Source organism: Alphaproteobacteria bacterium (assembly GCA_030680745.1).
In the GTDB taxonomy this organism is placed as follows: Bacteria; Pseudomonadota; Alphaproteobacteria; order JAUXUR01; family JAUXUR01; genus JAUXUR01.
This window is the reverse complement of record JAUXUR010000034.1, coordinates 25,695-49,750: the sequence shown is the minus strand read 5'-3', so window position 1 is coordinate 49,750 and position 24,056 is coordinate 25,695. Positions and strand designations below refer to the sequence as shown.

At 33.6% G+C, this 24,056-nt stretch carries 21 protein-coding genes; 10 read left to right on the top strand and 11 right to left on the bottom strand.

The features are described 5' to 3' along the window. Nucleotides 1-434: 434 nt before the first annotated feature. The gene (locus tag Q8L85_03240) at nucleotides 435-1,568 is read right to left on the bottom strand and encodes a patatin-like phospholipase family protein (GenBank protein ID MDP1723697.1); all 1,134 of its coding nucleotides are present in this window, start codon (nucleotides 1,566-1,568) and stop codon (nucleotides 435-437) included. Between the two features lie 171 nt (nucleotides 1,569-1,739). On the opposite strand from Q8L85_03240, the gene prmC reads away from it, so the two are divergent. The 5 genes from prmC to Q8L85_03215 all read left to right on the top strand — a co-directional run bounded on the left by prmC (nucleotide 1,740) and on the right by Q8L85_03215 (nucleotide 5,311). Then, entirely contained in the window at nucleotides 1,740-2,591 is an 852-nt protein-coding gene (prmC, locus tag Q8L85_03235) for a peptide chain release factor N(5)-glutamine methyltransferase (GenBank protein ID MDP1723696.1), read from the top strand. 131 nt (nucleotides 2,592-2,722) lie between these two features. Next, a complete protein-coding gene (locus tag Q8L85_03230) occupies nucleotides 2,723-3,619 on the top strand; it encodes a DMT family transporter (protein ID MDP1723695.1) in 897 nt (298 codons plus the stop codon). After that, entirely contained in the window at nucleotides 3,620-4,132 is a 513-nt protein-coding gene (locus Q8L85_03225; protein MDP1723694.1) for an adenine phosphoribosyltransferase, read from the top strand. It abuts the gene before it with no gap. 11 nt (nucleotides 4,133-4,143) lie between these two features. Then, nucleotides 4,144-4,680 (top strand): hypothetical protein, encoded by a 537-nt coding sequence (locus Q8L85_03220; GenBank protein MDP1723693.1) that lies wholly within the window; start codon nucleotides 4,144-4,146, stop codon nucleotides 4,678-4,680. Nucleotides 4,681-4,810: 130 nt separating this feature from the next. Continuing rightward, the gene (locus Q8L85_03215) at nucleotides 4,811-5,311 is read left to right on the top strand and encodes a hypothetical protein (protein ID MDP1723692.1); all 501 of its coding nucleotides are present in this window, start codon (nucleotides 4,811-4,813) and stop codon (nucleotides 5,309-5,311) included. Nucleotides 5,312-5,539: 228 nt separating this feature from the next. On the opposite strand, the gene Q8L85_03210 is transcribed toward Q8L85_03215, so the two are convergent. The 5 genes from Q8L85_03210 to Q8L85_03190 all read right to left on the bottom strand — a co-directional run bounded on the left by Q8L85_03210 (nucleotide 5,540) and on the right by Q8L85_03190 (nucleotide 12,890). Next, entirely contained in the window at nucleotides 5,540-7,318 is a 1,779-nt protein-coding gene (locus Q8L85_03210) for an ABC transporter ATP-binding protein (GenBank protein ID MDP1723691.1), read from the bottom strand. Nucleotides 7,319-7,839: 521 nt separating this feature from the next. Continuing rightward, on the bottom strand, nucleotides 7,840-10,074 hold the full coding sequence (locus tag Q8L85_03205; protein MDP1723690.1) for an ABC transporter substrate-binding protein: 2,235 nt from the start codon (nucleotides 10,072-10,074) through the stop codon (nucleotides 7,840-7,842). Beyond that, entirely contained in the window at nucleotides 10,075-11,115 is a 1,041-nt protein-coding gene (locus Q8L85_03200) for a hypothetical protein (protein ID MDP1723689.1), read from the bottom strand. It lies immediately after the preceding gene. A gap of 136 nt (nucleotides 11,116-11,251) precedes the next feature. Beyond that, nucleotides 11,252-11,968 carry a homoserine O-succinyltransferase gene (locus Q8L85_03195; protein ID MDP1723688.1) on the bottom strand — a complete coding sequence of 239 codons (717 nt, stop codon included), beginning with the start codon at nucleotides 11,966-11,968 and terminating at the stop codon, nucleotides 11,252-11,254. Between the two features lie 157 nt (nucleotides 11,969-12,125). Next, nucleotides 12,126-12,890 (bottom strand): SDR family oxidoreductase, encoded by a 765-nt coding sequence (locus tag Q8L85_03190; GenBank protein MDP1723687.1) that lies wholly within the window; start codon nucleotides 12,888-12,890, stop codon nucleotides 12,126-12,128. A gap of 181 nt (nucleotides 12,891-13,071) precedes the next feature. Between Q8L85_03190 and lipB the strand changes: the two genes are divergently transcribed. Further along, a complete protein-coding gene (gene lipB / locus Q8L85_03185; GenBank protein MDP1723686.1) occupies nucleotides 13,072-13,743 on the top strand; it encodes a lipoyl(octanoyl) transferase LipB in 672 nt (223 codons plus the stop codon). On the opposite strand, the gene Q8L85_03180 is transcribed toward lipB, so the two are convergent. The 4 genes from Q8L85_03180 to Q8L85_03165 form a co-directional block, all read right to left on the bottom strand. Further along, nucleotides 13,726-14,337 (bottom strand): hypothetical protein, encoded by a 612-nt coding sequence (locus Q8L85_03180; GenBank protein MDP1723685.1) that lies wholly within the window; start codon nucleotides 14,335-14,337, stop codon nucleotides 13,726-13,728. The genes lipB and Q8L85_03180 overlap by 18 nt on opposite strands. A gap of 56 nt (nucleotides 14,338-14,393) precedes the next feature. Further along, nucleotides 14,394-15,422, bottom strand: coding sequence for a low specificity L-threonine aldolase (locus Q8L85_03175; protein ID MDP1723684.1), 1,029 nt, complete (start codon nucleotides 15,420-15,422; stop codon nucleotides 14,394-14,396). 18 nt (nucleotides 15,423-15,440) lie between these two features. Further along, on the bottom strand, nucleotides 15,441-15,974 hold the full coding sequence (locus Q8L85_03170; GenBank protein ID MDP1723683.1) for an AAA family ATPase: 534 nt from the start codon (nucleotides 15,972-15,974) through the stop codon (nucleotides 15,441-15,443). A 398-nt stretch (nucleotides 15,975-16,372) separates the two neighbouring features. After that, complete coding sequence (locus Q8L85_03165; protein MDP1723682.1) at nucleotides 16,373-17,347, bottom strand: SDR family NAD(P)-dependent oxidoreductase; 975 nt, start codon at nucleotides 17,345-17,347, stop codon at nucleotides 16,373-16,375. Between the two features lie 266 nt (nucleotides 17,348-17,613). Here Q8L85_03165 and Q8L85_03160 point away from each other — a divergent pair, with 266 nt between their 5' ends. From Q8L85_03160 to Q8L85_03145, 4 genes are read left to right on the top strand one after another with little or no spacing between them, the layout of a single operon-like run. After that, nucleotides 17,614-18,909, top strand: coding sequence for a nucleotide sugar dehydrogenase (locus Q8L85_03160; protein ID MDP1723681.1), 1,296 nt, complete (start codon nucleotides 17,614-17,616; stop codon nucleotides 18,907-18,909). 36 nt (nucleotides 18,910-18,945) lie between these two features. Further along, on the top strand, nucleotides 18,946-20,250 hold the full coding sequence (locus Q8L85_03155; GenBank protein MDP1723680.1) for a 3-deoxy-D-manno-octulosonic acid transferase: 1,305 nt from the start codon (nucleotides 18,946-18,948) through the stop codon (nucleotides 20,248-20,250). Continuing rightward, a complete protein-coding gene (lpxK, locus tag Q8L85_03150) occupies nucleotides 20,247-21,218 on the top strand; it encodes a tetraacyldisaccharide 4'-kinase (GenBank protein MDP1723679.1) in 972 nt (323 codons plus the stop codon). The genes Q8L85_03155 and lpxK overlap by 4 nt, the downstream gene beginning before the upstream one ends. Then, nucleotides 21,215-22,120: a lauroyl acyltransferase gene (locus Q8L85_03145; protein ID MDP1723678.1), complete on the top strand. Its 906-nt coding sequence runs from the start codon at nucleotides 21,215-21,217 to the stop codon at nucleotides 22,118-22,120. Before lpxK ends, Q8L85_03145 begins: the two co-directional genes overlap by 4 nt. 51 nt (nucleotides 22,121-22,171) lie before the next feature. Here Q8L85_03145 and Q8L85_03140 read toward each other — a convergent pair whose 3' ends face one another. After that, a complete protein-coding gene (locus Q8L85_03140; protein ID MDP1723677.1) occupies nucleotides 22,172-23,881 on the bottom strand; it encodes a hypothetical protein in 1,710 nt (569 codons plus the stop codon). Nucleotides 23,882-24,056: the final 175 nt, after the last annotated feature.

Below are 24,056 nucleotides of genomic sequence, written 5' to 3'. Positions count from 1 at the left end.
TTTAAACGTTTATCTCCTAAATCTATCAAACCATATTCACTTTCAGACCAATTCATGAATAATGCTCCCTAAAAAGAAAACATTGTCGCAAAAATTATATTAAAAATCAATAGGTTGAAACACTTATGGGTAATGATATGGCCGCGGGGCGTAGGATGGGGTGGGAAACGCCCTTCAACTTGTAGCGTTTTCAAGTCATTTTACTATATTTCGTTATGGATCCAGGATCTATGTATGAAGCTTCGCTTCAACAAATTCAGAAAAACGAAAGTTCAACTTATTGTTTTATAGCAATATAAATCTTGGTCATTAGAAACTGTAAAGAAGCGTAGCAATCTAAAAAATCTATTCAACAACCATATTTTTTTCATTTTAATTAAAAAAAACCACCCATGAAGGGTGGTTTTTCCAGCAAGAAGGAAAAATTGACGTTTTTATCTGTTAATTTTTGATCCTTTAAATTCCGACCCATGGAATTTATGAACACTACAACCCGCATGTGGTACTGGCTCTCTAAGCCATGGACTATTTTCAACCGCATTTTTCATGTCAGTGTAACCATGATCTGAACGATCCTTGATTGAGGTTTTTGAAAACTCACAATCTTTAGTATCCACTTCGTATGCTGGCGCATTGTAAAGGATATGAACAATATCAAAATCCGTATCAGAAGCAAAATCTTTAATTTCCTTAACGATAGGATCATTTTTAAACTCTGCTGGGATCTTTGATAATATATGACCCAAAGCTTTTTTAAGATTTTGACGTTTGCTAATCTGTTCAATATGATGCGCTGTTCTACTTGTGAACATAATATCTTTTGTGCGGATCGATACGCCTTCCATGTCTTTTGGTACTTCACCGATTGGATTAAACAAATCAATCATAAAGACAAGGGTATGCACACGCGGCTCAATCTGAAATATACCTTCTAATGGTGTATTAGAAACACATCCACCATCCCAGTACATTTCACCATCAATTTCAACAGGTGGGAAACCTGGAGGAAACGCACCACTAGCCATTACATGTTCAGGCCCAATTTTCATTTTGGCACTATCAAAGAAAACAAGCTCACCATCTTTAACGCGTGTAGCACCTAATATTAGACGTGTTTTCTTACTATTAATACGATCAAAATCTACAAATTTAAGCAAAGTACCTTTTAATTTGGACGTATCATAATGACTAATAGCACCAAGAGATCCTTTAGGTTGATGTTTTGCACCAGGAACACGTGGTTCAAAAAAATTTGGTTGCCCAAATATAAAACCTTGCATCGATGTCATTGAATTATGCATTTTGCGCATTTCAGGCGGAATAGGCATACCATTCATAATTTCTGGCCATGAAATTGTATCCCAGAAAGCCTTCAATTTTTCCATTCTGTTTTCAGGATTATTACCCGCAATCAAAGAAGCCGTAAAAGCACCAATCGAAATACCTGAAACAACATCAGGTAAGTAACCAGCTTCTTGCATTGCTTGATACGCACCAATATGATAAGCACCTAACGAACCACCACCCTGACAGGCAAGGGCGATACGTTTATATTCATTTTTAGCCATTTTTTCCTCCTTATTCTTATGCAATAAGGATAGCTAAAAGGGGGATCTTAAGCAATACCCCTTTTGAAAATCATGTTATGTTTTATCATAAAAATACAAATAGATTTATTGTTTTTTAAAATTACATTCGCATATAATAGTGACCACTAATATTGATGAGAACATACTAAATTGCTGCAAAAAAAAAATGCCAAAACTATTTTCGAAGAAGGCCTAACACGCCTTAAAGATACCTCTATTCAAAATCCACGGTTGGATTGCATGCTACTGTTTGAAAAAGCCACACAAATCAACCGCATTGATCTTATATGCAATCCAGATCAGCTTATATCATTAGAACAATCAGACTATTTCATTTCATTAATTCAACGTCGAACAACTTACGAACCCATTTCTCATATTTTAGGGATGCGTGAATTTTGGAGCCTCCCTTTTTTCGTAACCAAAGATACACTCGACCCAAGACCCGATTCTGAAACATTAATAAATGCAAGTATCGAACAATTCGCTGATAAGCAAAAAATGCTCAAGATTCTTGATTTAGGGACAGGCACAGGCTGTCTTTTAATTAGTCTTCTTAAAGAATACCCGAATGCTTTTGGTTTGGGCGTTGATATTTCCTACAAAACACTTCAAATTACACAAAAAAATATCAATTATCATAATCTTTCAGACAAAGCATATCTTCTCAATACAAATTGGACTGAAGCTATAAACACCACTTTTGATCTTATCATTTCAAATCCTCCTTACATCCCCTTAAAAGATAAAGATATTTTACAACCTGACGTGCGATTGTTTGATCCTGAAAAAGCACTTTATGGCGGGGACGATGGCTTAATTTGTTACCGTCAAATTGCAAAAATAGTGAAGCCCTTTCTAGCGCCCAAAGGTCGCATTATTCTGGAATTAGGCATTCATCAAAAAGATGATGTTGTTTCTATTTTTCAAAAAAATGGATTCAATTATTTTAAATCACAAAAAGATCTCCAAAATATAGATCGAGCACTCATAATTTATTAGACGCTTCTCGTAAATTATGTTAAAAACATTCTGAAACAAGCGCCGATTTGATCACAGATTGCGGGCGCATTATAAATGCAGCTAAAGAGCGTATAATTTATTGCTGCATTTCTACAATTGAAGGATTCATTATGCAGCAAAAATCAAATTCTATGCTTTTCATTAAAGCATCTTTATTTTTTATTATTTCACTCTTCATTTCATCAAGCAATGATGTCCTTATGCGCTTTTTAGGTGAACGGCTTGATTCATTTCAAGTCGCTTGGTTTCGTTTCTTTTTCGGCACCTTAAGTCTTCTACCCTTCATGCTCTATTACGGCAAAAAATCTTTCTATACGTCTAGACCCTTTATTCATTTTATCCGTGGTGCACTTCTTTTTGTGGCTGTCGCTGCTTGGTCAATGGGATTAAGCGCCAAAGATGTACCGTTCACACTTGCAACAACAATGAGCTTCACCGTCCCCATTTTTGTACTTATTTTGGCATATATCTTCTTAAAAGAAAAAATTGCCCTATCACGTTGGGCTGCAGCAATATTAGGCCTTTTTGGTATTCTCGTCAGCCTTGAAGTACACTCAGCCGATTTTAACATATATAGCCTTGTCTTTCTTATATCAGTCATATTTTTTGCAAGTCTTGATATTATCAATAAAGTCCTTATTGTTAAGGAATCAACCTTAGCGATGTTGTTTTACTCAGCCCTTGTAACAACAATCATTGGTTTTATACCGGCCATATTAGTCTGGCAAAACCCAACCTTAAATGAATTATTTCTATTGTTTATTTTAGGTGCAGGTGGCAATTTGATTTTATACTTTATTTTAAAGGCCTTTGCGCTCGTTGACGTATCGGCGCTTGCCCCTTTACGTTATGTTGAAATAATTTTTTCAACAGCTTTTGCTTATTTTCTGTTTCATGAACAACTTAAAAACTCTATCCTGTTAGGATGTGCGATTATCATTCCAGCGACATTGTTCTTGGCCTACACAGAAGCCAAGAAAACGAAATTTGAAAAAGAAAGAATGTAAATGGATTTCAAAAAACATATACGCACCATTCAAGATTTCCCTAAACCGGGCATTGAATTTTATGATATTTCAACGCTACTTGCACATGGTGAAGCGTGGAAAAACGCCATAAATGAGCTCACCAAAATAATCGCTCCCTTAAAACCTGATTTATTAGCTGCCATTGAATCACGTGGCTTTCTTATTGCAGCGCCTCTCGCTTACCAATTAAATTGTGGTTTTGTAATGATGCGCAAAAAAGGTAAATTGCCTGGCAAAACAACGTCATACACATACGATCTTGAATATGGTACGGATACAATGGAAATCCAAAGCGACCTTATTCAAGAACATCAACGCATTGTTCTTGTTGACGATTTATTGGCGACAGGTGGCACATTACAAGCAGCCATTCATCTATTGGAAGCAATGAATGCGCAAATTTGTGCAGCAGCAACCATTATTGAGCTAAGCGCACTCAAAGGACGCGACAAAATAAAGGTGCCCTTTACTTCACTCATTTCATACCCATAACATATAGAAAAATGAATTATACTGAAATTTTAAACGCTTTAAAAACAGCCTCTCTTTTTGATTTGTACAGATTAAATGTAAGCATTCAAAATGAAATGGAAGATCCTGAACGTATTCACCAATTGCGTAAAACAATTAAAATAGGTGATCAAATTGCCTATTTTGATACCACTCAAAATGCGCTGATTGATGCAATAATTCTTGAAAAAAATACAAAACGTGTTCAAATCAAAAATATTCATGATCAAAAAATTTGGAATATACCTTATTATTTTTTAAATATACGCAATGCCCAAACAGATATTCAGCCCAATAAAGAAAAATTATCCAAAAATAATTTGCGCGTTAATGAATGTGTTGGTTTCGACAAAGACGGTGATCAAATAATAGGCATTGTCATTCGCCTTAATCACAAAACAGTAACAATTGCGACGCAAAACAATAAAATTTGGCGCGTTTCATATAGCTTCCTATTTAAAGTTATTGATGCTGATATTATAAAAGATTTCAATAAAATGACTATTGAAACAATAAAAAAACTTGCTTAAACAACGCGTTATTTTTTAGATATCAATAAAACAACGATAGATACTGATATATTTTATTTAAAATACTATACACTAATTAAGCTCATATGATAAAATTAATTAAAAGAAATATAAAAAGGGAGGAAACGCCATGAGAACTAAATTTGTCTTCATTAGTTTTTTTGCATTCGTATTAACATCAAATTTATATGCAGATGTTACGGTGCTGACAGCATCAGATGCTGATAAAAACCCAACTATCGCCGCAAGCAATTTTCAAGACCGATATGAAGAAGTTTTCAATAAAAATTGTAAAGATACCTTTACAGCTGTTGGTGGTAAAGAAAGTTTATTTCATGACAAACCATCAGAGACGTCAAATTGGTCAAAAAAAGACTATACAGCAAAATATGGTGATTTAAATAATGCTTGGAGTGATCAAAAAATAAAATTCAATACAAAACTCGCTACTTTTAAAAAAGAAACGGATGCAAATAAAAGAAAAACAATGTGGGGCGACATTGATCAGATTTTGTATTTTATGAAAAAATCTTGTGATCATTTTAAAATCGAATTTGATCGACAAGTGACGTTGGCGAAAGAGAATCCAGCTAAAAAAGGTTTCTTGGATAAACTTAAAGGAATGTTCTAACATATTGGATTATAAATAAGCACTGTTTTCGTAATTTATAAACAGTGCTTATTTGTAACAACTTAATTATAGTGAAATAACTTTAAATTCAGGCAAGGAATGACGATGCATCAATTTGGAGCTATTTTACTATATTTTCCTTATCAGGTAGGAACCTTTGAGTTCAGACAAGGAATGATAAGCGACGTGTATTCTTTATACATGAGCGCAGAATGACGATGTATCAACTTAAAGGTTCCTATCTGTATCAGGTAAAAACCCACCGACTTGTGCATCCCACAATGTTTTGTAAAGACCATTTAAAGCAAGCAAATCCTTATGTGTACCATCTTCAGCGATTTTACCCTTGTTAAACACTAATATACGATCCATATGAAGAAGTGTCGATAAACGATGTGCAATCACAAGCGTTGTCTTTTTTTGCATCAACACCCATAAAGAATCCTGAATATCATTTTCTGTCACAGAATCCAATTGAGACGTCGCTTCATCCAAGATCAAAATCGGTGCATTTTTAAGCATCGCGCGCGCAATGGCAATTCGTTGGCGTTGTCCACCTGATAATTTTACGCCACGTTCACCTACCAAGGATTGATATCCTTCAGGTAAATTTTGGATAAACTCATGGGCATGTGCTTGTTTTGCAGCCGTATAGATTTCCTCAATTTTTGCTTCAGGCTTCCCATAGGCAATATTCTCCAGAAGCGTCCGATGAAACAAAGAGGGATCTTGTGGAATCATGCCAATGGCTTCATGCAACGAATCCTGCGTACAGTCTTTTGTTGATTGGCCATCAATCAAAATACGCCCTTGATCAATATCATATAATCTTAAAATGAGATTCACAAAACTCGTTTTACCACTACCAGAATAACCAACAAGCCCTACTTTTTCACCACCCTTAATACGAATGGACAACCCATCGAACAAAGGGTCCGTATTTTTGTAACGAAATTGCACATTATCAAAATCAATCTGACCTTTAGTAACGCTTAATATGCTTGCATGTTCATTATCAACAATCTCAATAGGCAAAGTTGTCATTTGCAATGCTTGCGTAACTTTACCCAATTTTTTTGAAAAATCAGAATATTCAAGTGCAAGCATCCAGAAAAATTGAACAACCGTCAAATTAATAGTCAACACAAAGGCGAAATCACCTACAGAAATCAAATTGTTTTTAAAATCAATAATAAGATTATAAAGAACAATCGCTTCTGTAATCCCGTATGAAATACCATAGACAAACCAAATCCAAAAATAGGTCCATTGCATTTTTTGTTCGGCATTAACAGCCTCTGCTAATGTTTCATTAAGAAAATCTTTTTCAGCTTTTTTTCGTGCAAACAAACGTACTGATAAAATATTTGACAATGCGTCAACAATTTTACCTGTAATAAGCGACCCAAGTTCTGACCAGGCAGTGGATTCTTTTTGTAATTTCTTCGAGACAATCACTGCATAAATCATAAAGCTTGTTGCCCACATCAACAGCAACAATGCAAATTTTATACTCACTGTCCAAAGCATTAAAACAGCAACCACCAACCCTAGGAAACGACTAAATAATCGATCTAAGGCAATTTGAAGCAAATCAGGAATATTTGACGTCAAATCATTTACTTTATTTGCAAGACTTCCTGAAAAAGTATTTTGATAATAATGATGACTATGGCCCAAAATATATGAAAACATATTATCAGCAATATTTCGGCGTAATTTTGGAATCATCACAATTTCAACAAAATAACCATGGAGCCTAAAGAGAAAAGTCATGCTCAACCCTAAGGAAATATAGCCTATAGCAGGCAGCAACAAAAATGAAACAGCATCAGTTCTTATACCTTCTGACACACGATCAAGCATAATTTTTATAAGATACGGCGAGAGTGATGCTTCAATAGCCCATAAAATGGCAATAAGAAGCATAATAAAAATACCAAATTTAAATTTGGCAATAGAGCGCAAGACAAACGCCAAGCTTTCTTTAGATGTAACGATATGCATAGTAAACTCCATTACCCCTTATGATCCAAAATTTGGACATGCGAAAGGGTAGAATTGTATGTAAAAATTTAAGTGTAATTTTGTGTCTTTATTTCAAAGGTAATTGCTCAGCCCATCAACATAAACTATACAGATTATGTGGCAAAGTCTAGGAAAGGCGAGAACCGGAACGGAATGTACTTAAGTACATGAGTACAGGAATGCGCAGACTTGACGACGAATTTGCCCATAGGGTGTGTAGTTTGTTTCAAAGACAATAAGACGCTTTTTTGATAAGTGCTTTCTAAAATTATAAAATAAAGACGTGTATTAAAATTGGGATACTGGCGTCATCGATTAATCCTTTTTATTGTTTTTAAATAAGGAGGTCATTTTACTTTTGGGAAACTAACATAACGCGTCCAAAATTTTTATGCAAGTGTTTTTATATGCAATGAATTAATTTTAAATCAGACAAGAAACGATACGCGATATGCACCCTTATATATAAACGTGGCTTTATGTATCAGCTTGAACTTATATTAAGGTGTTGGAATAATGTTTTGAATCCATTTATCCTTACCAAGATCAAGCCAGATTTCATTTGAAAAACAAAATCTTTTGGCATCATAATTTAGATTCAATCCTTTAAAATTAAAATTTTTCAAAGACTTACCATATTCCAATATTTTTTGTGGCGTGATAGGGCCTTCAATTTTATCAAGAATCTCAACAAAAATTGATGCATTAATATAGCCTTCAAGCGAATCTGCATCCATACGAATGCCTGAATATTCTTTTTGCATTTCAGATCGATATTCTTTTACAATTTCACGATCATCAGTCTCTGGATCAGGCACAACGCGCGAAAGAATAAGATTTAAGCCCTTACCCTCAAGCTTTGGATCATCAATACCTGAAACGTAGTCACGAAAGCGATCCGTCAAAAAAGATATCCCCATAAGCGTTATATTTTGAAGCTCTATAACACCCATATGATTGACAAGCTCTCGAGAATGCGCATAAGTTGAAAAGAAAAATAGAACATCTACATTACCTTCACGTATTTTTTGAGCTGCATTCGCAACAGAAAGACTATTTCTTGAATAAGGTGCCTCTATAATCGCATCTTCACTTATCTTATAGTGCTCAATAAGAATTTTTCTTGCAGCACTTAATAAAGAATTACCAAAATCATCATTTTGATAGAAAAAAGCAAATTTTTGTTTAAAAAGTTTATCACATGCATATTTAACTACTGTTTCAGCTTCATCAGCATAACTTGCCCTATAATGCAAAAAAGGACCATCATATCGAAAAGAAAGTGAACCTGTATAAGGAAATAAAATCGCAATATTTTCATTTTTAGCGTAATTTTTGATGGCAGTAGCGGTTGGGGTGCCTAAAGGTGATAATAAAATTGAAATATCATTTTTTTTAAAATAACCTTGCAGAAATTTTAATGTATTAGAAGGATTATATTCATCATTTTCATAGAAATTACGTATAATTTTAGGATGTACACTTTTATCTTTATTAGATTTACGTATTTTTAAATCAAGCCCTTTCATCAAACGCTCACCTAAAATAGCAGCCCCATTGCTAAAATCAATCGTTGTTGCAATATTTATTTCTTGCGGTATGATCTTGTCGATATTTTCTTGTGGATTTATTTTTTCACCAGATAGAAGTTTGTAAGTATCTAAATGAAATTTTTGAGCGCTATTAAAAGGATGAGAAAAATGCTCAATAACACTTTTGTGCAGATCATTGTTTAGTTTTAAACATGAGAATGAATCAATATTATATTGATACAATTGATAAAAACTTGGAACAAGGCCTGAAAATTGGTGCCAAACAATCGCAGCCATTTCTTGAGGACGCAATTCTAAACCTGATGGCTTAGAATATTTTGTTAAACGATCTGTCGATGAAAAAATAACGATTGGTTTTCCTTGTGTTGACTGATCATTATCATTAACTTCAATATCTAAATCACCATTATTAATTTTTCCTAAATTATGCGAGAACAACACAAAGTTATTTTTATCAACTTCTGTATAAATATTTAGTCTTAGTGGTAATAAATTTAAAAATGACTTTACATTACTAAACAATTGCGTTTCTTTAAAATTATTTTTTTTAAAACATTTTTCCAATTGTCTATTAAAATTATTATCCATCCAATTTTTGTTATCTTCTTGGTTTCCTTTTAAATAAATAACATTATTTGGATTTTGATGCTTAAGAATTAGAATAATAAGCAACGTTTCTATGTTGTAAGCACTAAAACCTATAGCATTACCATTAATAATAAAAAACGTTTTAGGTGTTAAGATTTTAAAATTATTGTCTATCACGTGGTTTTCTTTTAAACATTTTAATGATCTTAAGAATGAATGATAAGCACCATATAAATCACCCCAAATATAAAATCGATCATCCTCCACAGCGCGTAAATCCACTGAACTTTTTTGTGTATCTTTATTTATGCTGTCTTCAAGAAGATTAATTAATAATTTTTTAAGTTCTTTTTTTGAATTAAAAATATTTTTTTTGATGCCTAAATTCATTATTTTATTTAATAGTCCTTTTTGATCTTTAGAATAATCACAAAAATAAGAATCAAAATTTGGTGAAACAAGGCTTTTAAGCTTGATATCAAGAAATTCATTTTTTTTAAGAGAATTTTCATAAAATTTATCAAAATTAGGAAAAACCATACCAATCGAAACTGAGGAACTTAACCATACAAGCAAAAACAAAAGGAACCGCATTTATAAGCCTCTCAACACTAAAAAATAAAAATAAATTATAATAAATACTTGCATAACATAAGAAGAAATAAACCTAAAACGCCAATAAATTACATTATTATCATGTACAAGGTTAATTAAAAACGAAATAAAAGCGCAGCTTATGAAGGCAACATAGAGTGAATCAGCCGTTGTAAAATAACCTACTTTGGGTGAAATATTTTCAATAACAAATCGATGGACAAGCATACCTGAAATAGCGGCCAACGATAAATTAAGTGGAATCGTATTATTTTCTGGCACTTTAATAATTAAGGACAGGACAGCCAAAAAGAAAAGAATAAGTGCTGGAATAATAATCACAAGAATTTTACGGAAGCCAGGTTTTGAAAAATTCAACGTAAAATACATTTGAGGATTTGACAGAAATTTATTTTTTTCATTTTCATCAAGCTGTTCGCTATAAAACCCAACATTTACATCAACATCAGTTAATGTCCATCCTTTTGGCAATAAATCCTTATCTACAATAATATTTGATTTTCCAGAAGTAAGAAGCATTTCCTGAGCAGTTGATTGTGGGAATTTTAACACGAGATAAAGTTTGTGATCTGAAAATGGAAAGTATAAATAATTCAATTCTGATGAAAAATTAACATTTATATCAAAAACTGTTAGGATGCGATCTTTAATTTTTTTTGATCTTGGTTCAGATTTTTGAATAATTTCACCACGATCTATTTTAAAATTTTTAATATCTGTAATTGAAGTTTGACTTGGATAATAATAAAACCAAATAGACCCAATAAGACTAAATTGCCCATTATCAATATCAAATTGTGGCATAGAACGAACGAAAAGCCCTACTTCAATATGTGGTGGCGCATCCCCAAATTTTCGATCTTTTTCAGGCTCATATGATTGAATGAGTGGATCTTTCTCCAGAACATTGTGCGTTCCAAGCGAAAAAAAAAGAAGAAGTAAAAATGTAATAATTAAAAAAAAGGATAAAAAAATTCGACCTTTTATATCGCTTAATAACAATAAGAATAATTTTTTCACCCTAACGACCTATTTTTCTATCTTATTCTAATTTAAATATATTTATAAAACTTTTACAAGTTTTTTTACAAAGATTGAATTTGATAAAAAAATATTTTGTTTAGCAATTATTAAACAAATAGAGAAAATAATAAAATTAAACACTAATGGTTTTAAACTTATCATCCTGCAACGCAACCAATTGATCCAAAATCTTAATCATAATATTGTTAATATTTTCGTAATCTTGATCCAATAACGTCTTAGCATCTTGAACGTATCGATCATTCGTTAAATCAGCAGCACAATTTTTAATCATGTCTTTCATGCCACGATACGTAATTTCCAAATGACATTGAAAAGCATAAACATTCTGATCATAACGAATAATTTGTCTTGGGCAACCTTCACTCTCAGCCAAAATAACAGCATTTTCAGTTAAACCAGGCATATCATTGTGCCAATGCGTCACATCAAATTGCGCAGGCATGTTTTGTAACAAAGGATCCTTTTTGCCTTCTTTGGTAAGTGTAACAGGCATTACACCGATTTCTTTAAAAGGACTATGAACAGCTTCAGCCCCTAAAGCGACACCAATCAATTGTGCACCTAAACAAAAACCTAAAATGATCTTATTCCCAAAATAAGATTTCTGAATTAAAGCTACTTCATCAATTAAATAAGTATAATCTTCAATATTAACAGATGATTGTGGACCACCCATGACAATCAGCATATCGAAATTTTTTTCAGCTAAACAATCTTCTCCTCTATAAGGACGTACAATTTTAAAATCATAAAAATGAGATTTTGCCCAATCCTGGATAATACCAGGCGTTTCAAAATCTGCATGTGTTATACAAAGAATGCGCATTATTATTACCTTTAATAATATAATTTATGAAGATGCAAAACTCTCTTCGTTAACTTGTATAGTTAAATAACTTGAAATTCAGACAAGGAGCAACGAGCGAAGTGTATCCTTATATACATGAGTGAGACGCGACGACGTATCAATTCAAGTCATTTAACTATACTGTATAATTCAGGCCCATTCTACCACCATCGGCATAAATTGTTTGACCAGTAATATAGCTTGCATCATCACTTGCTAAAAAAGCTGCGATTGAAGCAATTTCTTTTGGATCACCTGCCCTACCCATAGGTGTACGCGATAAAATTTTATGACGTGCAACTTCATCCGACATGGTTGTTTTTAACATATCTGTCATGATGCTTCCAGGGCCAATAGCATTTACGCGTATATTTTTATCCGCCAAACTAATGGCTGCAACTTTTGTTAATTGCGATAACCCTCCTTTGGCAATTACATAAGCACTAATATTTGGGATAGCGAGAACTGCATTCACGGAGCTCATATTGATGATAGAACCTTGAATATTATGTTCAATCATATAATTTGCAACCAATTGCGTTAAAATAAAAGGAGCGATTAAATTAATTTTCAAGGTTTTTTCAAGATCGTCTATATCAAAATCTAGAAAGTTATCTGACTTCAAAATAGCCGCATTATTAATAAGCACATCAATAGTATGAAATATTTTATGGGCTTCTGTTATGATTAAAGTGCAATCATATCTGTCCTCAATATTAGCCAACATAAAATATGCGTGGCATCCTTTTTGAACAAGCTCTTCGGCTGTTTTAATTCCCGCTTCGTGATCTATATCCGCTATAAAAATATTTGCGCCTTCTTCAGCAAAACGTACTGCACATGCTTTGCCAATGCCTTTTGCACCGCCCGTAATAATCACTGTTTTATTTTTAAATCGCATATACCCAAATCTTTCAAACTGTGGAGGGCGTCAAATTTCGGGATTCGCCATGCTCATGTACAAAGAGCTACACGCCGCGTGCCTCACCACTCTTCTTCTTGACCCACATTTTAAAATATAGTGGGTACAATCACTTTTTTGTGTTATATAGGAACGTTACCTTCTTTAAGTATAGACAAAAATGCTCTTAAATAAAATGATCAATCTAAATTTAAATAACCCAAAAGTCGATATTAAGATATCCAAAGATTTGGTGGATTATAATGTAGCCGTGGCTTTTATGGAAAAAAGAGTCGAACAAATTATTTTAGGTCACGAAAATGAACTTATCTGGTTTTTAGAGCACCCCCCACTTTATACAAAAGGCACTTCAGCAAAAGAAAGTGATCTTCTGAATCCGAATTTATTTCCTATTTATGAAGCAAATCGCGGCGGTCAATACACTTATCACGGACCAGGACAACGAATTATCTATGTAATGCTCAACCTTAAAAATCACGCACAAGATGTGAGGCGCTTTGTACAATTTCTTGAAAATTGGGTGATACAATCATTTCAAAAAATAGGCATTGATGCCTTTATTGTGCCCAATCGTATTGGGGTTTGGGTCAATACAAAAGAAGGTACGGAAGCAAAAATTGCAGCAATTGGCATCCGCTTACGTAAATGGATAAGTTATCATGGCATTGCAATCAATATTAACCCAAATTTAGAACATTTTAACGCCATTGTTCCTTGTGGTATTAAGGATTATGGCGTGACCTCGCTTGTTTCTTTAGGGCATAACTTTTCAATGCAAGCTATTGATAAAATGATGATCGATACATTTTATGATTTAAGGGTAAATACTTAACGCATGACCCCTTGTAATCTGAGTACATTTAGTATCATCAGTCACATTAATGTTTTGTGTAAATCCAGGTTTTTGACCTTTCTCAATATGAAGCGTACAAACAAATGAATTTTTAGTAATATCATCTTGTGCTTGATCAGAAGTTAAATGTACAGGCATGATCAATATTTTCTTTTCTTTGAGTGTCGCTAAGGAGCTCCACGAAGAAACCCAAGAATTGTCAATAATAATCTCAATTTTAGGTATTACCTTTTGAACTTCTGGCTCATGTATTGGGGCAAGATGAATTATTTGCTGAGCTTCTTCATCAAAATTACATTGCATTTTATTAAAAGGAAGTATCTCGCCCGTTTCTTTTGTATGATCTATAATCATTTGTTTTATTGTTTGAAATGTAAAAAATTTCTGATTTTCTAGATCCTGACCCTCCAATATTTGGACACCACCATGTTCAGTGCTCACAAAATATCCATAATTTTGAGCATTAGGTAAATTGAGAATAATATTTACAAATTGCTGTTCGGCATAGACAGGTTTAAGTGATGCACAAAAAGCTAGCATGAAAGTAAGGCTCATAATTCTAAATGTTCTCATTATAACACTCCCTAAAAGATGACAATCTTAGGAAGTTTAACATGATTTACAAAGCGTTAGAAGCTATGAACTAGATTCAAAAATTGATGCACATCCTCAAGATTTGTTGAAAAACTCGTCACAAGGCGGATGATTGTGCTATCGGCATTTGGCCAGCGATAAAATTGAGCGCCCTTTGCCTCAAGATGACATAAAAGCATATGATCCATTTCAACAAATAATTCATTGCCTTGCACAGGATATAAAATTTTAGCCTTACCTGAATTTACAAGACCTTCAGATAATTTTTGAGCCATAAAATTTGCTTTTTCAGCATTACGCAACCATAGATCGTCTTTGACATAAGCCAATAATTGAGCAGACACAAAACGCATTTTTGATAAAAGATGCCCTGCATTTTTTTGACGATAGGCAAAATCTTTTACATGGTCTTCATTAAAAAAGAGCACCGCTTCGGCAGCCATTGCACCATTTTTGGTGGCCCCCAGCGAAAGGATATCAATACCAGAATCAAGACTCGCTTTTTTAGGGCTTACGTTTAATGTTGCTACAGCATTAGCAAAACGTGCACCATCCATATGAACGGGCAATCCATAAAAATGAGCAATGTCCGAAATTTCTTTCAATTCGTCAAGACTATATATTGTCCCTAATTCGGTTAATTGCGTCACTGTAACCATAGCCGGTTGTGACGCATGAACATTGCCAAATCCAGCTTTTGAAAGCCTTTTTTTAAGTTCTTTGAGACAAATTTTACCTTGTTCACCTTCAATGGGTTCAATTTTAGCACCCCTCGTATAAAAACCAGGTGCACCGCACTCATCGGTATAAATATGCGATTCAGCATGAGCGTAAATAATACCGTATGGCGGCGTTATAACTGATAGAGCTAAACAATTGGCAGCAGATCCTGTCAACACAGGAAAAATACTTAAATCCGTTTCAAATAAATCTGAATAGGATGATTTAAGCTTAAGGCTCAAATCATCCGCACCATAAGGCGTAAAATAACCGTTATTTGCATCAATAATAGCCTGCATCATTTCAGAGCAAATAGGGGAAGTATTATCGCTTTTAAAATACATGTTTACTCCAAATCTATATTACACTAAATCAAGTATAACATTAACCCGATTAAGTAAAGGTAAAACTGGAATTTGAATACATTCATATCCAAATTGGACATAAGTTTCAGCATGAATTTTTTCAAATATCAAGGATTCTTCAAAACTAATTTTTCTAGCCTCTGTTGGTGTACAAAAACCTAAATTTTCAATAAAGAACACTTTATTTTCGTATATTTTATTGCTTTGAATGCGCTCAATTTCTTTTAAAAGAACTTCAGATGGCCCAACGTTGAGATATTTAGCTAGCGCATACGTACAAATGGACGAGCGATCATAAAATTGTATGGATGAAGATATATTATCTGCTAGTATTTGTCGCTGCTTTTGCAAATTAATAATCTTATCAATAAAAATCGATTGTTCCCAAGGTCTTTCATTTCCCAATTTTTGTTCATGAGCAATAATATCTGTTGCAGCCTCATGAATAATTGCATGTCCTTGCTTTTCTAATGCACTAATGATTGATGTTTTTCCACAACCTGGTGTACCTGTTATAATATATCTTTTCATAAAACTACCTTTTTTTATTTATGTAATATTAATTTTCATTACAATAAAATTACTTATAGCAAATTAAATATATTTATGAGATTAAATCCCAAAAAAAATAAAACACATACCTAATAACTTGAAAACGCTACAAGCTGAAGACCATAGCCTCTCCTTTCCTACTTCCCGCGGCAAGTCCCGCGGGGTCCATCAAATCTTAGAAAATTCACGGTAAATCAATCAGCTATCTTCTGCACAATAGATCCCGAGGGACTTGCCGCGGGAAGTAGGAGGATTATATCGTTTTCGAGTTATTCCACTATACTATAGTCGATAGACTTGAGAAGTAGACAAGGAATGATGCGCGAAGTGTATCCTTATATACATGAGTGAGGCGTGACGATGTATCCTTCCAATGTCTATCGACTATAACCAAGCGCACTATTTTTCTGGTGTGGTTGGTGAAAAAAAGAATAAGTCTCCCTCAATCCATCCTTAAGATCTGTTTCAGGTTTAAAGCTGAATTTTTGAAGCAATTTAAGGTAGGACCCTTGCGAATGTTTTATATCTCCGGGACGCGCATCTGCGTAAGTAATTTTAGGATGAAACCCAGCAATATCACTTAATGTTTCCAAAAGCGTTTGGATACTAATTTTTTCACCTCTACAAATATTAAAAACACCATGATCAGGGCTTTGATCTTGCCCAAGATGTTGCATTGCTTTAGCAAAATAACGCACAACATCTTTTACATACACAAAATCACGTGTTTGATGACCATCCCCATAAATAATCACAGGTTCCTGGCGCGCAATTTTATCCATAAAAATAGAAATAACGCCTGAATAAGGTGAAGATGGATCCTGGCGTGTACCATACACGTTAAACAACCTAAAACCAATCGTAGGTATGTGGTGCACTAGACTTGCAACACGTCCATGGTGCTCGCAAGCCAGTTTGTCAGCGCCATAGGCTGTTAATGGTCTGGGTAGACAATCCTCACCTAAAGGCAAATGTGTGTTATCACCATAAATAGCTGCTGAAGATACATAAAGAATAGGTGTTTTTTTTAATTGTCGCGTCGCTTCTTCAAAAATACGAATCGTGCCCGTTAAATTTGTTTGATGTGTTGCAAGCCATTCTTCATTTGATTTTTGGACTGAAGCGATAGCCGCCAAATGAAAACAACCGTCAATACCAATAAAAGCCTGTTTTACGTCTTGTGCGTTTGTGATATCACCAATTTGAAGTTCAATTTGATCACAAGAAATATTCTCTTTTTTACCCGTTGATAAATTATCAAGAACACGAACTTTATGTCCATGTTGAAGTAAAAATTCACATAAATGAGATCCAATAAAGCCACAGCCACCTGTAACTAAATAATGTGCCATAATATCCTCCAAATTTTTTTATACTCAAATGCTTTCAAGCTGTGTGGAATATCAAGTTTTAGCTTCAACATACTGTTTATAAAGAACACGTTCTTCTTAATAGCCTTTCATCTGTCCGCCCACCTTTAGAAATAATTTGAGTATATTTTACAGAACGGTCAGCTCCCCTCTTTATTGAACTCTTTTATTTTCTTAAAAACAAGCATTCTTCTTGACAAAAACAATGTTTTTATCTAATCTCGCCAAGAACAATAAGGAATTTTATCATGAATACGGTATCTAGCTCTTTGAAAATTTGTGTTATTGGTCTTGGCTATGTTGGTTTACCTCTTGCAGTATCGCTTGCCAAACATTTTAAAGTTACAGGGTTTGATATTAATGAAACGCGTATTCAGGAACTTAAAAATCATTATGACCGCACTTGGGAAATTGACGAAGCAAGATTACAAGCTTCTTCATTAAACGTCTCTTATACGCTTGATGACATTAAAGCACAGGATATTTACATCGTCACTGTACCAACACCTGTTGATCATCGTAATCAACCAGATTTAATGGCCGTATTAAAAGCCTCTGAAATGGTTGGAAAAGTGATGCAAAAAGGGGCTATCGTTGTTTTTGAAAGCACTGTCTATCCAGGCGTTACAGAAGATATTTGTGGACCTGCTATTGAACGCGCATCAAATCTTGTTTGTGGTAAAGATTTCTTTTTAGGTTATTCCCCAGAACGTATCAATCCAGGCGACAAAGAACATACTGTTGATAAAATTACAAAAGTTGTTTCAGGGCAAACACCTGAAATTGCAAAATTATTAGGCGAGATTTATGGCGCTACCAACAATAATAATATCCATATTACGCCTACAATAAAAACAGCAGAAGCTGCTAAAGTTATTGAAAATGCGCAACGTGATATTAATATTGCTTTTATAAACGAAATTGCACTCATCTTTAAAAAAATGGGAATTTCTGTTTATGACGTTTTAGAAGCCGCTGAAACAAAATGGAATTTCTTACCCTTTAAACCAGGTTTAGTCGGCGGACATTGTATCGGTGTTGACCCTTTTTATCTTGCACATTGTGCAAAAGAATTGGGCCATAACCCAGAAATCATTCTTTCAGGTAGGCGCATCAATGATGCAATGGGTTTTGTCATTGCTGATTATTTATCCGATGAACTAAAAAATATTTTAGCGTATGGCAGCAAAGCCCGTGTTTTAATCATGGGACTAACATTTAAAGAAAATGTACCTGATTTGCGCAATACAAAAGTGTATGATCTTGTGTCTGCTTTAAGCGCACGCGGTCATAATGTTGATGTATATGATCCTCATGCAAATCGTGAAGAAGCTTTCAAATATTATAATTTACCGCTTGTTAAAGATTTAGATGAAATCGAACCATATGATTGCTTAATTGGTGCCGTTCCACATGATGAGTTTAAAGACTTTACAACAAAAAATTTAGCGCACCTTATCAAACAAGGTGGTATTATTGCTGACCTTAAAGGGATCTGGCGTAACATCGAAATGCCTGCTAAAGTGAAGACTTGGAATTTGTAAAATTATGGAGGCGCAAGCCTCCTGAAATCGTTTGTGATGTTATTAAAACTTTATTCTTTGTTAGCAACCTCCTTAAAACCTCTCCTTCGGTTACACCTTAATCATAGGTTAAAAAAAGGCAAAGAACTTAAAACGCGATTATGCGAAAGATATGGTAGAACAAAACGCGAAAGACCCCAGGGTCCTGTGGTTTGGATTCATGTCGCAAGCCTGGGTGAAGCCCAATCAACAGTTCCCCTCATTCAAGAAATACGAAAATTATATCCTCATATTCAAATTTTAATCTCATATGGAACTGTCACTGCTTCCCGGATGATGGAAAAAAGATTCGATGATTCGATTATCCAACAATTTGTACCCCTTGATGTGCCTAAATGGATTAATCGTTTTTTAGATCATTGGAAACCTTCTTTGGGTATTTGGATTGAATCTGAATTATGGCCAAATTTATTGCGTCAAACACAAAAAAGACATATACCTCTTGTTTTTTTAAATGCGCGCTTATCGTTGCGAAGCTATAAAAGATGGCAAAAAATACCGCAATTTTCGAAAAACCTTCTTTCTTCATTTAATATATGCCTTGCACAAACAGATGAAATGGCTGAACGTTACAAAACATTAGGCGCCTCTAACGTTTCAACAATTGGTAACTTTAAAGCAGCTGCAGATCCGCTTCCTTTTGATCAAGATTTAATACAACAATTTCAAGAAACGATGAAAGATCGTCCCTTTTGGCTTGCAGCAAGCACCCATCCCGGCGAAGATGATTTTATTATAGCAGCACATAAAAAAATTGCTCAAATATACCCTGATATTTTGACTTTTATAGCGCCACGTCATACAAATCGTCGGGAAGAAATTCAAAATCTACTGCAAAAAAGTAATTTGAAATATGATCTACGTTCTCAATTAAAATACCCTGAAAAAGACACAAATGTTTACTTGATCGACACGATGGGCGAATTGGGTAGTTTTTATAAATTAACAAATATTGTTTTTGTTGCAGGCTCTCTTCTTAAAAGCTCTAAACCTTTAGGCGGCCATAATCCTCTTGAACCCGCTCTTTTGGAATGCGCAATTTCTTTTGGACCCGATATGGCAAATACGCGTGATAGTGCTGATGGTCTTTTGAAGCGAAATGCTGCAGAAGAAATAACAAACCCCAAACAACTTGCAGATTGGGTTATTAAATTACTTCAACACCCTGAAATTGCACAAGAAATGGCTGAAAAAGCACGCCTTTATGCAGAAACCCAAAAAGAAGTTTTAAATCGCGTCATGGATCATATAAATCCTTTTTTGGATCTAAAGGCATTTGAAAAAACTGGCTTTAATGAATGAGTCTGTTTTGCAAGACACCAACATTCTGGGCCAAGCGTAATTTTATTTCTTATCTTTTAGCGCCTATTGGTTTTTTATATAAACAAAGCACATCAATACGACAATTCATTAAAAAACCGTATAAAATACCCATTCCTGTTATTTGTGTTGGAAACATCAATGTAGGTGGTGTTGGCAAAACACCTTTATCAATAGCCATTGTAAAACATCTTATCGAGCAAGGCTTTTCACCACATTTCATAACACGTGGTTATGGCAGAAAAATACATGGGAATTTTCAAGTTCAACCAAATCATCATGCAGAAGAAGTGGGTGATGAGGCTTTACTTCTTTCAACAATTGCGCCTGTTTGGGTAGCAAAATCGCGCACAGAAGTTGCTTTATTAGCCTTTGAGCAAGGCGCTACACATCTTATTTTGGATGACGGCTTTCAAGATCCAAGCCTTTTTAAAGATATCTCTTTATGTGTTGTAGACGCTCAAATTGGATTTGGAAATGGTTTTGGATTGCCTGCAGGTCCATTGCGTGAAAATATTCACGATGGCTTAAGACGCGCAGATGCCCTTTGTGTCATGGGTAATATGACGCAAGATATACAAAAACATTCAAATGATTCTTTACCCATTTTTGAAATGAATTTAGAAATAGATATCCCAGATATATTAAAGGACGAAAAAATTATTGCTTTTGCAGGCATTGGCCGTCCTGAAAAATTTTTTCAATCCCTTAAAAACGAAGGTTTAAATGTAATACGCACTTTCTCATATCCTGATCATTATTTTTATAAAACAAAAGATTTGCAAGCAATGTATAAATGCGCAGAAGATGAAGGGGCCAAACTTATCACAACCGAAAAAGATTTTGCCCGTCTTAAAGAACCAAGCAATATGATCTTGCCCATTAAAGCAAAAATTAAAATAAAACAAAATGATACATTTATAAACTTGCTCAAAAAGGGAACAACATGAAAAAATTAAAATATATTCGTTATTTTTTTGAAGCCATTCCTATTTATTTTCTATATGGATTTTTTCGCATATTACCACTGGATGCAGCTTCAGCTTTCGGCGGATGGGCATTATCTAAAATAGGACCACATTTTAAATCGACTAAATATGCGCGCATTAATATAAAACTCGCTTTTCCTGAAAAAAACCCTGAGGAAATCGAAATAATAATAAACGGCATGTGGAATAATTTAGGACGCGTTTTAGGCGAGTTTCCGCATTTACCCAATATAAAAAATTACGCAAACAACGAACGTATAGAACTCGTCGGTGAAGAATACGCCTTACCTTTTGTTAAAGGTAACAAAGGTGGCATTTTATTTTCAGGTCATTTAGGCAATTGGGAAGTTTCTTCTTTACTTTCAACGAATCGGGGTATTCCATTACATAGGATTTATAGACATTCAAACAATCCTTTTGTTGAAAAATTAGTACTTTTCGCAAGACGTTCTATTTTGGGGGAGCTTATTCCTAAAGGGCGAGTAGGCGCTAAAAAATGCATTCAATATTTAAAAGACGAACAGTTTTTAGCGATGCTTGTCGATCAAAAATTGAATAAGGGCGTCGCCGTTCCTTTTTTTGGACATATTGCAAAAACGGCTGCAGCGCCCGCAGAACTCGCTTATCGTTATAATTGCCCCATCATTCCCACACGCGTTGAACGTCTTAAAGGCGCACGTTTCAGAGTAAGTGCCTATCCGCCCCTTATATTGCCAGACACAGGCGATAAAACGAAAAACATTGAACTCGTGATGACTGAAATTAATAAACTTCTTGAGGGATGGATCAGAGAACGTCCAGAACAATGGTTATGGATTCATCGACGCTGGCCAAAGGAAATTTATAAAACTAAAGAATCTTAATTGTTTTAGTCGGATAAGGCGTTCAAAAGAACGCCTATCGAAATTGGTTTGTTAATCCTTCATCATCACACCTGCGTTAATAAAGAATTCACGCAATGAAGTAATACGACCACCATCCAAAAGACCATTCACTGAATCATGAACGTGCAAAGAACTCGTTTGGCCATTCAAATGTAAAGAAATTCTTGATCCTGAACGACTTTCATCTACAATACCACCCAATCCCTCTATTAATCTTTTTACAAAGCCAAATCGAACATTGTTATTCAAATAACAAACAGGTGTGTACATTACGTAAAGAAAATCCTCTTCATAATTTTTAGGAACAAAAATTGTCGATAGGCGATTATACTGAATAGAATTTGTCTGAATGTTTTGCATGCGTAAAGCAAGTTCACTAATTGCTTGTTGAATTTGATCTAACAATATTATTTCATGTGTTTCAAGTTGCTTATAAAGATCATGCGCTTTATAAAAAATTGAGAAAAATTCACCATCTTTTACAGAAGAATTGAGCATGATTTCTTTAAGCCAATTTTTACATTTTTCAACTGGTGACTCATCAATGATATTGATTTCTTCCTCAATCTCTTTCGATTCTTCAACCAAAGAATCAATAATGTTATCATCCGTCTGACCATCAATAATATTGGTATCTATTTCTGCTTTTTCATTTGTCATGATAATGTTGTTATTTTCTTGATTCGCATTAATTGTTTTTTTTAACTTTTTCTTGCTACGTTTCTTTTTTTTCTTATTTTTTAAAGGCAGTGATTTTTCAATTAAATCTACAGAAATATTTTGCAACATGTCTAACAAAATAGGCATATTTTCTTCAATTTCACCTTCAGTAAGTTCAAATACATTTCCATCTTCCTCAAATTTAATTAAAAGAGGATTAATCACAAATGAATACGCTTTTCTTATATTATTATAATTATCTTTTATACAATTAGGAAAACTTATATCTCCATCTAAAAGTATATCTATTTTAGAAATTTTCCTTGTCGATTTATTTATTTTAATTTTTTGATCATTAGCAATAATTAAATCTTTTTTTAATCCATTAAATAAATTTATTAATCTATTTTTAAAAAAATCTGGCATTTTAAAAAGATCTAAATTCATTTTACCTAAAATTGACTTAATATTATTAAGGTTTTTCTTCTGATTTAATAATATGGTATTAACATTTAATGTAGCAGAATATATACAATTCTTTTTATTTGTGCATTCAATTTGTAAAAATTGTAAAATATATTTAAAATAATCATCTAAATAATCTTGCACAAAATTTAAATTTTCAATTACACTTTTCATGCCTTCTTTTAACTCAATAGCATCTACTTTAAGATTGTTTAGAAAATATTCAATTTTTTTTATAGGCATAATTTGCTGCGCATATAATTTAAACAGTAAACCAGAAAAAAGTTCTGGACGCCTTTTAATCAATTCATTATTTATTATCTGAGGAATATAATTCTTCAACGGACTTTTTATAAATTCAATAAAAGCAAAAATATCTTTAAGTTGACCAACTTCTTTTTCAGTAACATCAAATTTTCCAAAATATTTTATACATGCATTTTGAGCTTTTTCATTGTCTTTTAAAGTAAGAAAAAAAAGATGATTTTGTAATTTGCTGTGCATAGAGTTGATTTGATCAATTGATTGATTCAAATGCTGAATAAAATCATCTAACTTATCACCAAAAGAAGAATTTGAAAATAAAATCAGAAAGATAAAAACTATTTTTTTCATTTTAATGCCTAATATAAGTTGAAATTAATTTTTTTATTCTAACGTAACAAATATTGAAATACAATATAAAATTATTTTTTTATTAACTTGTTTAATTTTTTATATATAATTGAAAACAGTTCTATCTTGAAAACTACTTTACAACACATTACAACATCATTCCTATGCCTTGCGA